General features: G+C 74.5%; 9 protein-coding genes and 1 riboswitch. Of the genes, 7 read left to right on the top strand and 2 right to left on the bottom strand.

Features of this window, described 5'->3' with window-relative positions:
- Positions 1-50: 50 nt before the first annotated feature.
- The 5 genes from BBK14_RS11795 (at position 51) to BBK14_RS11775 (ending at position 5,718) form a co-directional block, all read left to right on the top strand.
- The gene (locus tag BBK14_RS11795; protein ID WP_071061898.1) at positions 51-1,031 is read left to right on the top strand and encodes a lysophospholipid acyltransferase family protein; all 981 of its coding nucleotides are present in this window, start codon (positions 51-53) and stop codon (positions 1,029-1,031) included.
- Positions 1,032-1,135: 104 nt separating this feature from the next.
- Positions 1,136-2,515, top strand: a complete 1,380-nt coding sequence (locus tag BBK14_RS11790; RefSeq protein ID WP_241831415.1) for a hypothetical protein — start codon at positions 1,136-1,138, stop codon at positions 2,513-2,515.
- A gap of 57 nt (positions 2,516-2,572) precedes the next feature.
- Positions 2,573-3,109 (top strand): polyadenylate-specific 3'-exoribonuclease AS, encoded by a 537-nt coding sequence (locus BBK14_RS11785; RefSeq protein ID WP_071061894.1) that lies wholly within the window; start codon positions 2,573-2,575, stop codon positions 3,107-3,109.
- A 143-nt stretch (positions 3,110-3,252) separates the two neighbouring features.
- Positions 3,253-4,278, top strand: a complete 1,026-nt coding sequence (locus tag BBK14_RS11780; protein WP_020459439.1) for a 6-phosphofructokinase — start codon at positions 3,253-3,255, stop codon at positions 4,276-4,278.
- An 81-nt stretch (positions 4,279-4,359) separates the two neighbouring features.
- Entirely contained in the window at positions 4,360-5,718 is a 1,359-nt protein-coding gene (locus BBK14_RS11775; RefSeq protein WP_071061893.1) for a class II 3-deoxy-7-phosphoheptulonate synthase, read from the top strand.
- A 42-nt stretch (positions 5,719-5,760) separates the two neighbouring features.
- On the opposite strand, the gene BBK14_RS11770 is transcribed toward BBK14_RS11775, so the two are convergent.
- Together BBK14_RS11770 and pknB are read right to left on the bottom strand one after the other, a co-directional pair.
- The gene (locus BBK14_RS11770) at positions 5,761-7,926 is read right to left on the bottom strand and encodes a DUF5667 domain-containing protein (RefSeq protein ID WP_071061890.1); all 2,166 of its coding nucleotides are present in this window, start codon (positions 7,924-7,926) and stop codon (positions 5,761-5,763) included.
- A 210-nt stretch (positions 7,927-8,136) separates the two neighbouring features.
- A complete protein-coding gene (gene pknB / locus BBK14_RS11765) occupies positions 8,137-10,101 on the bottom strand; it encodes a Stk1 family PASTA domain-containing Ser/Thr kinase (protein WP_241831414.1) in 1,965 nt (654 codons plus the stop codon).
- Positions 10,102-10,365: 264 nt separating this feature from the next.
- Positions 10,366-10,480, top strand: a riboswitch (TPP riboswitch).
- Here pknB and BBK14_RS11760 point away from each other — a divergent pair.
- Entirely contained in the window at positions 10,475-11,380 is a 906-nt protein-coding gene (locus BBK14_RS11760) for a thiazole synthase (protein WP_083390880.1), read from the top strand. It overlaps the preceding riboswitch by 6 nt.
- Positions 11,380-12,546, top strand: coding sequence for a 2-iminoacetate synthase ThiH (gene thiH / locus BBK14_RS11755; protein WP_071061885.1), 1,167 nt, complete (start codon positions 11,380-11,382; stop codon positions 12,544-12,546). The genes BBK14_RS11760 and thiH overlap by 1 nt, the downstream gene beginning before the upstream one ends.
- Positions 12,547-12,647 lie beyond the last annotated feature (101 nt).

Raw genomic sequence — 12,647 nt, 5'->3', positions numbered from 1 at the left:
TCCGGGAATGCCGCCAGAGGGCGGTAGGTGCGACGAAGCGGGGAGCTTGCGTGTTGTACTGGGTCGTCAAGGCCATCCTGACGCCGATCCTGCGGGTGTTCTGGCGTCCGTGGGTCGAGGGTCTCGAACACGTGCCCGCGCGTGGGCCGGTGATCCTGGCGAGCAACCACCTGAGCTTCCTCGACTCCTTCTTCCTGCCGCTGGTCGTGCCGCGGCGGATCACCTTCCTCGCGAAGAGTGACTACTTCACCGGTGTCGGGCTGAAGGGCTGGAGCAAGCGGAAGTTCTTCTCCGGCGTCGGCCAGGTGCCGATCGACCGCAGCGGCGGGAGGGCGAGCGAGGGCGCGCTGCGCACGGGCGTGCGGGTGCTCGGCAACGGCGAGCTGCTCGGCATCTACCCGGAGGGGACCCGCTCGCCCGACGGCCGGCTCTACCGCGGCAAGATCGGCGTGGCCCGGATGGCGCTGGAGGCCGGGGTGCCCGTGATCCCGGTCGCGATGATCGGCACGTTCGAGGTCCAGCCGCTGGGCCGGCTCGTCCCGCGGATCCGCCGGGTCGGCATCCGGATCGGCCGTCCGCTCGACTTCAGCCGGTACGCCGGGATGGCCGATGACCGTTTCGTGCTGCGCTCCATGACCGACGAGATCATGTACGAGCTGATGTCCCTGTCGGGCCAGGAGTACGTCGACATGTACGCGCAGCGGCGGAAGGAGGAGCTCGCCGCGGCCCGCGAGGCGCAGGCCGCCTCCGCCGCGCCGGCCGACCCGCGCCCCGAGGCCGGCACCCGCTCCGAGCCGGACCCGCGGCCCGACACCGGCTCGCGTTCCGAGACCGCCGCGCGCTCTGAGGCCGGCTCGCGTTCCGAGACCGCCGCGCGCTCTGAGGCCGGCTCGCGTTCCGAGACCGCCGCGCGCTCCGAGACCGGCCCGCGGTCCGAGAACGGTCCGCGTCCGCTGCAGGACCGGCGCGCGGGGGACTCTTCTCCCGGCGTACCCCCTGCCGGTGAGCCGCCGGTCCGCAGGGCGGTCTGAGCGGTTCCGCGCAGGCACGGCAAGATTGCAGGGTGCGCGGCTTTGCGGGTGGTTCGCGAAAGGGAGACGGCCGCCGGGGCGGCCGCCCGGCCAGGTGGGCGACGGTGGTGCTCGCGGCCGCCCTCCTCCCGTCCTACGTCGGGATAGGCATGTCCGGCCGGGCCGCCGCCACGACCGCGCGGGTCTCGACGTCCACCCCGGCCCAGCCGCCGGCGTCCGTGCCCGGCGGTGCCGGCGCGCCGACCGCCGTGGCCCCCCAGGTCCCGCCGGGTACCGTGACGCGCACCGGCACCCACCTCACCGACAGCGCCGGACGGGTCGTCCTGCCCCGCGGTGTCACCGTCCCGGCCGGGCGGGTCCCCACCGCCGGCGAGATCGCGCAGTGGCTCGACTTCGGCTTCACCGGCCTGCGCCTGGAGATCCCGATGACCCGTGGCGGGCTGTTCCCGCCGTCGGGCGAGGCCCCGCCACCGGGCGACCGGGAGCTGGGCGGCCTCGACCAGGCGGGCATGGTCGTCCGGGAGCTGACCGGCCGCGGGTTCACCGTGGTGCTGCGGATCGTCCCGGGCGCCGCCGGCTACACCCCCTCGGCCGCGGATCTGACGTCCGGTCTGACCCGCCTGGCCGGCCGTTTCGGCGGGGTGGCCGGGCTGATCGGCTACGAGGTGCCGGCCGGGGTCGGCTCGGCCGATCTCGCCGGCGCCGTGCGGGCCGTCGACACGAACCACACGCTCTGGGTCGAGCAGCCGGCGCCGTTCGACCCCGCGGCGCGGGTCGCGGCCGCCGAGGGGGCCGGGTACGTCACCGGCTGGGTGGACGGCTCCGCGCGCCGGGCCGCCGCGCTGGCCGACGCCGGGGACGCGTTCGGGCTTGGCTGGTTCTTCGACGGCCCGGCCGTCGAGTCCTCCGCGACCGGCATCGGGCCGGGTGAGGTGCGGGCGCTCACCGCGCCCCCGGCGGAGATCGTGCGGCCCTACCCGGCCGCCGTGGCGGGCGCGCCGGAGTCGTTCAAGCGCGACGGCGCGGGCGTCTTCCGCCTCGTCTACCAGCCGTCCCGGGCCGGCGGCGGGACGTTCGCCCCGGGCACGGCGACGGCGGTCGTCCTGCCCGCGTGGGCCTATCCGTCGGGCTACCAGGCGCGGGTCACCGGTGGCCAGGTCACCTCCCCGCCCGGAGCCGGGGTGCTGTGCGTGGTCGCGGGGGCGGGCGCGACCCGGGTCAGCGTGGAGGTGACGCCTGCCGCCGGCGCGCCGGCGCCGGTCGCGCCCACCCGTGCGGGTGCCGCCAACTGCGCCGCCGCCCCGGGAGCGGGGCCGGGGAGCGTCGGCGCGGCGGCGGGGCAGCCGCCGTCCGGGGCGCCCGCGGCGACCTCCGCGGCCGACGACTCCGACCCCGTCCTGCTCCTGCTGGTCCTTCCGCTGCTGGGCGCCGCCGCGGCGGCCGCCGTGCTCGGCCCCGTCTTCGTCCGGCTACGCCGCCGCTGACCGGCGCCGCCCCCGGCCCCTGGCCGGCGCCCCGGCCGGGCGGAGCACACTGGGGGTGTGGGCGGCCGTTTCTTCTATGACACCGAGTTCATCGAGCGCGACGACGGCGGCCATCACTGGCTCGACCTGGTCAGCATCGGGATCGTCAGCGAGGACGGGACGAGGCAGCTCTACGCCGTCTCGACGGAGTTCGACCCCTCGCACGCCGTCCCCTGGGTGCGCCGCAACGTCCTGGACCGCCTGCCATCGCCGTCCAGCCCGGCCTGGATGTCGCGGGAGCGGATCCGGGACGAGGTGGCGCAGTTCCTCACGGCGGACGGCTCGCCGGAGCTGTGGGCCTGGTACGCCGCCTACGACCACGTCGTGCTCTGCCAGCTCTTCGGGAAGATGCCCGCGCTGCCGCGCCGGTTGCCGCGGTTCACCCGAGACCTGCGCCAGCTCTGGGAGGACGTCGGCAGCCCCAGCCTGCCCCCGCCGCCGCCCGACGCGCACGACGCGCTGGCCGACGCGCGGCACAACCTGGCCCGCTGGGCCGTCCTCGCGCCGCTGCGCGCCGAGCTCGCCCCGAAGGCGCCGGGGCACTCCGCCAACTGACGGAACGATCATTCGACGGAACGTGGTTGATTGGCCACGCCGTGTTTGCGGTGAAGGGCTGGTCGGGGTCTCCGGGAAGCTAGGCTGCCGCCGGCAGATGTGCCGCAGATCGGGGGCGACTCGAACAGAGAGGGCCCTGGGGCGTGAAGATCGGTGTGTTGACCGGCGGTGGCGACTGTCCTGGTCTGAACGCGGTGATCCGTGCCGTCGTACGCAAGGGCGTCGGCGTCTACGGGCACAGCTTCGTCGGGTTCCGGGACGGCTGGCGCGGACCACTGGAGAACGACACCGTCCCGTTGGACGTGACGGCCGTGCGCGGCATCCTGCCCCGCGGCGGGACCATCCTCGGTTCCAGCCGGACGAATCCGTTCGCCTCGGCGGACGGTCCGTCCCGCATCCGGGAGACCCTTGACCGCACCGGCGTGGACGCCATCGTCGCCGTCGGCGGCGAGGACACCCTCGGCGCCGCCGCGCGCCTGCACGCCGAGGGCATCCCGGTCGTCGGGGTGCCGAAGACGATCGACAACGATCTCTCCGCGACCGACTACACGTTCGGCTTCGACACCGCGGTGAACATCGCGATGGAGGCCATCGACCGCCTGCACACGACGGCGGAGAGCCACCACCGCGTCCTTGTCGTCGAGGTGATGGGCCGCCACGCCGGGTGGATCGCCCTGCACAGCGGGATGGCGGCCGGCGCGAACGTCATCCTCATCCCCGAGCGGCCCTTCGACATCGACAAGGTCTGCGCCTTCGTCGAGCAGCGCTTCGCCACCCGCTACGCGCCGATCATCGTGGTGGCCGAGGGCGCCCGGCCGATCGCCGGCACCGCCATGGCCAGGGAGGGCGAGCTGGACGCCTTCGGTCACGTGCGCCTGCAGGGCATCTCCGGCCTGCTCGAGACCGAGATCCGCGGCCGGACGGGCCGGGAGACCCGGGCGACGGTGCTCGGCCACGTCCAGCGCGGCGGGACGCCGACCGCCTTCGACCGCTGGCTGGCCACCCGGTTCGGGCTGCACGCCGTCGACGCCGTGCACGAGGGCGACTTCGGGACGATGGTCGCCCTGCACGGCACGCGGATCGACCGGGTTCCGCTCAGCGAGGCGACCGGCGAGCTCAAGACCGTCCCCGAGCACCTCTACGGCGAGGCGGAGGTCTTCTTCGGCTGACGCGCCGGTGGATGAGGGGAGCGCGACCGGCCGGCGCAAACCGCAGGAGATGTCGGCGCCGTAGCCGTACCCTGGTGACTCGTGAGCAACGACCTGGACATCTGGCGGAGCCTCCCAGCCAGGCAGCAGCCCTCCTGGCCCGACCAGGAGGAGCTGGCGGCAGCGTTCGCCGAGCTCTCGGCCCTGCCGCCGCTGGTGACCGCGCCGGAGGTGCGCTCGCTGACCGACCGTCTCGCGATGGTGGCCCGCGGCGAGGCGTTTCTGCTCCAGGGCGGTGACTGCGCGGAGACCTTCGCGGCCAACACCGCGGACAAGATCCGCGACAAGGTCAAGACCCTGCTGCAGATGGCGGTCGCCCTGACCTACGGCGCCAGCACGCCGGTGGTCAAGGTGGCCCGCATCGCGGGCCAGTACGCCAAGCCGCGCTCGGCCGACATCGAGGCCTCGACCGGCCTGCCCTCCTACCGGGGCGACGCGGTGAACGACATCACGCCGAACGCGCAGGCCCGCCGTCCGAACCCGAAGCGGATGGTCGACGCCTACCACCAGAGCGCCGTCGCGCTGAACCTGGTGCGGGCGTTCGCGACCGGCGGCTTCGCGGACCTGCACAAGGTTCACGAGTGGAACAAGGCGTTCGTGCGCGACTCGGCCGCCGGCCGCCGCTATGAGCTGATGGCCGTCGACATCGAGCGGGCGCTGGCGTTCATGGCCGCCTGCGGCATCGACCCGGACCGCACGGCGGCCCTGACCGGTGTCGAGATGTTCACCAGCCACGAGGGCCTGCTGATGGAGTACGAGCGGGCGCTCACCCGCACCGAGGAGTCGACCGGCGAGGTCTACGACCTGTCGGCGCACATGATCTGGATCGGCGAGCGCACCCGTGACCTCGACGGTGCCCACGTCGACTTCCTCTCCCGGGTCGGTAACCCGATCGGCTGCAAGATCGGCCCGACGGCGACGCCGGACGAGGTCGTGGCGCTCACCGAGCGGCTCAACCCCGACCACATCCCCGGCCGGCTGACGCTGATCGCGCGGATGGGTGCCAAGCGGGTGCGTGACGCCCTCCCACCGATCATCGACAAGGTGAACGCGGCCGGGCATCCCGTGGTGTGGTCCTGCGACCCGATGCACGGCAACACCCGTGACGTCGGCGGCGTGAAGACCCGGCACTTCGACGACGTCCTCGACGAGGTCTTCGGGTTCTTCGAGGTGCACAAGGGGCTCGGGACGCACCCCGGTGGCCTGCACATCGAGCTGACCGGCGAGAACGTCACCGAGTGCCTCGGCGGCGCGGAGATGATCGGCGAGGCCGATCTCGGTGGCCGCTACGAGACGGCCTGCGATCCGCGGCTGAACACCGGCCAGGCGCTCGAGCTGGCCTTCCTGGTGGCCGAGTCGCTGCAGCAGGCCCGCGTGGAGCGCGACACACACACCCACTGACCGGTGTCCCGCCCGCCCCTGGCACAGGCCCGGGGCGGGCGGTCACGGCTGCCCGGCCGGCGCGTTCCCTCCGGTGACGTCCTCGGTGGCCTCGGTCGTCGGGGTGGCTGCCGCGCTCGCTGTGGTCTTCGGGGTGACCGCGGTTCCGCCGGTCGGTGGCGTCGTGCTGGTCGGCGTCGTCCCGGCGGTCGGGGCCGTCTTTCCGTTCGGGGCTGTCTCGGGGCTGGGCGGTTCCGCGCTGTCCGGGGCGGCCTCGGCCGCCCACTCCTCGAAGACGGCCTTCTCCGCCAGCGGGTCGTCCGACGCCGCCGGTGACGGCTGAGCGACGGGGGACACCTCGGGCCGCGGACCGTCCGACCACGAACCGTCCGCCGGAGTCTGCTCGGCCCCGCCACCGGCGGGATCGTCGACCGCGGGGTCACCGGCGGGGCCGTCGCCGGGGCCGACCGCCTTCGCGGGCGCGTCGAACGTCTCGAGGACGTCCGGCGGCGTCGTGGGGGAGGACTGTGCCGACGTGCCGCCGCCGGGATGCCCGCCCGTCGGCGGCGGTGCCGACGGCTCTGGTTCCAGAACAAGCGGGAGATCGGGTGCCGACCGGTCCGCCGGCGGGGCGCCCGGATCTCCGGGAACCGTGCCGGGCGGCGGCGATGCGGGCGTGGGCGTCGACGCCTGCCCGGATGCCGCTGGCTGGACAGGTGCCGACGGCTTGTCGGACGTCGATGGCTGGTCAGGTGTCAGTGACTGTGCCGGTGTGAGGAAGGGCAGGCCGGGGAGGAACCCGCCGGCCATGCCGCCGATCGCCGCGGGGACGGTCGGCACGGGCGCCGTAGCCCGCGGCCCGGTGGACTGTCGCTGGAAGTCGCCGCGCTCAGTGACCGTCGGGCTGGTCATCCCGTCGGCCGAACGTGCCCGGCTGGTCGGGTCAGGTGAGGTGCCGCCGCTCGCCGTCCCGGCCGTCGTGCCGCCGCGCCCCGCCGCGGTGCCGGCCCCGGACGGCCCGTCGGCCTCCGGGGCGGTGACGGCCAGCGCCGAGTCGACGTCGTGGATGATCCGCCGAGCCTTGTGCGCGCCGGATACCGAGCCGGTCGGCAGCGCGTCGAACAGCGCCTCGAGGCGCGTCGACTGGTCCGCGGCGAACTCGTTCAGGGTCGCCCGGGCGTCGCGGCTGCCCGCGAGCGCCTCCTCGATCAGGACCGCGCTCCCCGCCCCGGCCTCGTCGCACCAGTCGCGCAGCAGCCTGGTCACCGTGCCGATGTCCCCGTCCGTGGCCGGACGCCCCCCGGGCGCCGCGTGGCTCGGGGAGGAAACGGCCGGATCGGGGGTCGCGGCGCCCGCCGGCACCGATCCGCCCGTTCGCGCCAGGCCGCCCACGACCGGGTCGCCCGTCTGCTCTGGCGCCGCCTCTGTCGGCGGTACCCCGGCAGATCCGGGGCCGGGGGTCGTTGCTGGAAGTGGCTGGCCCGAGGGCGATGCGGCGGCACCGCCGCCGGCCAGGTCGCCGTTGGCTGCGTCGCCGTCAGTCGGGCCGCTGTCAGTTGGGCCGAGGTCAGCCGTGGTTCCGCCGGTGGCGGGGGAGTCGGTGCGCGTGCTGGCCGGTGGCCGGGCTGCCGGATGGACGACCGCGGCGAGCTCGTCCATCCGGTTCCGGGCGACGGAGAGCTGGATCTTGGCGCGATCGACGCGGTTGCCGGCCAGACTGACCTGAATCTGCTCGACCTGCCGCTTCACTCCGTAGAGCAGCTCACCGGGCAGGGCCTGCTCGGCGCTCACGGCGACGCCCACCGTCGCGACCGAGACGGCCAGCGCCCCGACCAGGGCCGGCCGGGCGGCGCGCAACGCCTGCCGGACGCCCATCCCGCCTGGCCGGGTGACGAGCGCGGCGGGCCGAGGAGCCGGTCGGGTCGGTCGGGTCGGCTGTGCCCGCCGGGTGCTCTCAGCCGCGCCGACGGTTTCCCTGCCGTTGCCCTCACCAACCTCGTGGGTGCCGCGGGCGCCGATCGGCTCGGCGAGGAGCATCGCCCGGATCTCGGCGCGGACCCGGGGGGACATCGCCGGCGCGGGCAGCGCACCGGGCAGCACCCGCAGGGTCGCGACCGCGCGCGCCAGTTGCAGCTCGGTCTCGTCGAGGGGCTCACGCCGGCCGTCGAGCACCTCGGCGGTGCGTCCGGCCCGCCCCCCGCGCCAGCGCGGTCCGCGCCCTGCCGCCACGTCGCCCCCCGCGCTCCTCGCTCCCCTGCCCCGGCCCGCGGTCCCGGTGAAGATCGACCGTACCCGATCGTGGGTGCCGGTAACCGCGATCCCGGGCGTGTCTCGTCACGGGGACGAGTGGCCTCCTCACGGCGTGCCGCAATCGGTTCCAGGCGAAACTCACGCGGTGCCAGGTGGAACTCACACTCCGGCCCGCACCCGGCCCAGGGATCAGTTGCCTACGCGGAACTCCGTCTTGAGATGGACGGTGCTGCCCTTCTCGATCTTGCGGCCGGCCTTGGGGCTCTGCCCCGTGACCCGCTCCGCGAACCAGTTCGACCGGTCGGCGTTGAGCCCGAGGCGGTTGAGGATGCGCTCGGCGTCCGACCAGGACTTGCCCACCACGTTCGGGACCGTGACCATGACGCCGCTGCCGTCGCCGCCGTCGTCGTCGTCGTCGGCCTCCTGGGCGACGAAGAGCGTCACCGCCCCGCCGGCGTTCACCCGCTGGCCGGGATCGGGCGACGAGCGGACCACATGACCGGGATCCACGCTGTCACTGGCGACATTGCTCTGCTGGACCGTGAGGTTGAGGTTCAGCGCGTCGAGGCGCGCCTTGGCCTCGTCGAAGGTCATCCCGATGATGTCGCTGGGGACGGCGACCGAGGACGGCCCGCTGCTGAGCACGAGCTTCACCGACGTGCTCGGGTCGACTACCGCCCCGGCCGCGGGCTCGGTGCGGACGACCTGGCCCTGCGGCACCGTGTCGCTCGCCTCGCTGCTGCGCCCGCCGTCCGCCAGCTTCGCCTCGGTCAGCTTCGGCAGTGCCTGGTCGACGGTCAGGCCGGCGAGGTCCGGCACGGTGGCCTTGGGGGCGCCGGAGCTCAGCCGCAGCGTCACGACGGCGCCGTCGCTGACCGCGGCGCCATCCTTCGGGTCCTGCTCGACGACGTGCCCCTGCGGGATCTGGGTGCTGGCGATCTCCGCTCCGTAGGTGAAAGCCAGGCCGACGTCCCGCAGGTCCTGCTCGGCGTCCGCCTTGGCCAGGCCGATCAGCAGCGGCACCTCGGGCTTCCCGCCGCCGACGAGCGCCCGCAGCATGAGGACCCCGAGCACGAGGCACACGACGACCACCCCGGCGATGACGGCCGGGCCGACCGGCAGCCGCGAGCCGGGCCCCGTCCGCTGCGCCCGCCGCCGTCCACCCGAGGACGAGCCGGAGCCCGTGCCCAGCATGCTGGTCGGGGCGACCTGCGACCCGGCGGGCGGCCGGGGCGGTGCCGGACGCGGCGGCGCCACCAGCGGGCCGGTGAAGCCGGAGTGGTACTCCTCACCGGCGTCCGGCGCGGGCAGATAGGGCAGGATCGCGCGCAGCTCGGCCAGCAGCGCGGCGCCGTCGGCCGGCCGGTGGTTCGGGTCGCGGGCGGTGGCCCGCAGCGTCAGCGCGTCCAGCTCGGCGGGGACGTCCGGCACGACCGTGGACGGCGCCGGCACGTCACCGTGCACCGACTGGTAGGCGACCGACATCGGCGTCTCACCGGTGTGCGGCAGGTTGCCGGTGATCATCTCGAACAGCATCACGCCGGCCGCGTAGACGTCGCTGCGCATGCCCGCGGTGCCGTGAGTGACCTGCTCGGGGGCCAGGTAGCCGACCGTCCCCATCACCACTCCGCCGGTGAGGGCCGCCGTGGGATTGGTGACCGGCCGGGCCAGGCCGAAGTCGGCGACCTTCACCCGGCCGTCGTCGCCGAGCAGGATGTTCTCCGGCTTGATGTCGCGGTGGATGATGCCGGCCGCGTGCGCCGCGGCGAGCGCCTCGGCCACCGGCTCGAAGATCTCGACGACCTCGGCGACGGTGAGCCGCCCGCGCATCCCCAGGTGCTGGCGCAGCGAGCGCCCGCGGACCAGCTCCATCACCAGGTAGTGCAGGACACCGGCCGGGCTGGTGTCGGACCCCTGGTCGAGGATCGAGACGGCGCACGGCGTGTTCAGCCGCGCGACCGCGTTCGCCTCCCGGTGGAACCTGGCCACGAACTCCGGATCGTGGCCGAGGTTCGGATGCATGATCTTGAGGGCGACGAACCGGTCGAGCCGGTTGTCATGGGCGACGTACACCGTCGCCATCCCGCCGACGGCGAGCCGCTCCTGGGCGGTGTACCGCCCGTCCAGGAGACGACCTATGACGGGGTCGGCCACGGTGGAATCCACATGCACAGTTTACGATCGGCCGCCCGATCGGCCAGACAGTGGTCTTACTGCGTATTTGGCAGTGAGATGTACCCGAACGGGCGGGATGTTCGTCACAAAATCTGGAATTCGATCCGCGTGCTCGATCTCGGGCCCGCTCGGCGGGAGCCCGGTCGATCCCGGCCCTGGTGAGCTCCCGGATGCCGTACCGGGACGCGTTGTCTGTCCGGGTTCGCCGGAGCCGCTGGTCCGCCGCGCGCGGCGGCTTAGACTGTGGCGTGACCGGGGAGCCCGCGGACGCGGGCTGAGAGGCCGGCCAGCATGCCGCCGGCGACCCGCATAACCCGATCGCGGTCATGCGCGCGTGGGGAGGAACCATCTGATGACACAGCGGGTCACCGAGGTCCGACGCGAGCCGGACAAGTCCGACCATCCGGAGTCCGACCATTCGGAGCGCGGTCATCCCGACCCGTTCCGGATCGCCGGCACCGTCTACGCCAGCCGGCTCCTCGTCGGCACCGGCAAGTTCGCGAGCCATCCGGTCATGCGCGACAGCCTGGTCGCCTCGGGGGCGGACATCGTCACCGTCGCCCTGCGCCGGGTCGACCTGAGCCGCGCGGGGGAGGGCGACGTGCTCGACTTCGTCCCGGCCGGCATGACGCTGCTGCCGAACACCTCCGGCGCGCAGGACGCGGCCGAGGCGCTGCGGCTGGCCCGGCTCGGCCGCGCGGCGACCGGGACGTCCCTGGTGAAGCTCGAGGTCACGCCGGATCCGCGCACCCTCGCGCCGGACCCGATCGAGACGCTGCGCGCCGCCGAGCTGATGGTCGCCGACGGGTTCACCGTGCTCCCGTACTGCTCGGCCGACCCGGTGCTGGCACGCCGGCTCGAGGAGGCCGGCTGCGCCACGGTGATGCCGCTGGGCAGCTGGATCGGTTCCAACCGCGGCCTGCGCACCCGCGACGCGATCGAGGCGATCGTGGAGACCGCCGGGGTCCCGGTGGTGGTGGACGCCGGCATCGGCGCGCCCTCCGACGCCGCCGAGGCGATGGAGATCGGGGCGGACGCGGTGCTCGTCAACACGGCGATCGCGATCGCCGCCGACCCGGTCGCGATGGCCCGGGCCTTCGCGCTCGCGACCACCGCCGGGCGGATGGCCCACCTCGCCGGCAGGCCGCGGGCGGGCAGCGCCACCGTGGCCGAGGCGTCCTCTCCGCTCACCGGTTTCCTGGGCGCGGTGCCCGGCGGCCTGCCCGGCCTGCCCGGTCTGCCCGGCGGGGCCGGCTGATGGCCAGCCCGGCAGGGCTGTTCGCCCGCGAGCTCGCCGCGCTCGACATCCCGGCGCTCGCCCGTGTCTCGGCCGAGGCCGACGAGGCGAGGGTCGACGCCGTCCTGCGCCGGGCCGTCGCCGCCGGGCGGCCCGACGCCGGTGGCCGGCTCGACCTCGCCGACCTCGCCGTCCTGCTGTCGCCGGCCGCGACCGGGCGGCTGGAGGAGCTGGCGCAGGCGGCACGGGAGACGACGCTGCGCCGGTTCGGCCGGGCGGTGCGGCTGTTCGCCCCGCTGTACGTGTCGAACGCCTGCCTGTCGTCCTGCACCTACTGCGGGTTCGCCAAGGGGCTGGAGGTGGCCCGGCGCACCCTGACGGTCGACGAGGCCGAGGCCGAGGCGCGCCTGCTGGCCGACCGCGGCTTCCGGCACATCCTGCTGGTCTCCGGGGAGCACCGCGTCGAGGTCTCCGCCGGGTACCTGGTGGACGTCGTCGAGCGGCTGCGACCGTTCGTCCCCTCGATCTCGGTGGAGACCCAGACCTGGTCGGACGACACCTACAGCCGGCTGGTCGCGGCCGGGCTCGACGGCGTCGTCCACTACCAGGAGACCTACGACCGGGAGCGCTACGCGCAGGTACACGTGGCCGGGTGGAAGCGCGACTACGACCGCCGGCTGTCCTCCTTCGAGCGGGCGGCCCGCGCCGGCGCCCGCCGCCTGGGCCTCGGCGTCCTGCTCGGCCTGGCGCCGGACTGGCGGGCCGACGTCCTCGCGCTCGCCGCGCACGCATCCTTCCTCGCCCGCCGCTTCTGGCGGACGGAGGTCTCGGTGGCGCTGCCGAGGATCAAGCCGAGCGCCAGTGGCTTCCCACCGACCGTCGTCGTCGGCGACGCCGAGTTCGTCCAGGCGCACGCGGCGCTGCGGCTGTTCGAGCCGGACGCGGCGATCTCACTGTCGACCCGCGAGCCGGCGGCCCTGCGCGACGGCCTGGTCCGCATCGCGGTGACCACGATGAGCGCGGGCTCGTCCACCGAGCCCGGCGGGTACGGCCGGCCCGGGACGGCGCAGGAGCAGTTCTCCATCTCCGACGAGCGCTCCCCGGCGGACGTCGCCGCGATGCTGGTCGGCGCCGGCTACGAGCCCGTGTGGAAGGACGCCTTCCCGCTGGTCGACGCCACCGGCTGACCGGCGATCCTCCGTCGCGGCGAGTCCGCGCCGCCCGCCGTTGTGGGCAGCGCGACTAGCGGGCGACACGGGACAGACCTGCCCAGTAGCCTCTCGGCCCA

Origin of the sequence: Parafrankia soli (assembly GCF_001854695.1) — a bacterium.
GTDB classification, from domain to species: domain Bacteria; phylum Actinomycetota; class Actinomycetes; order Frankiales; family Frankiaceae; genus Parafrankia; species Parafrankia soli.
This window is presented reverse-complemented; position numbering and strand designations above follow the sequence as displayed.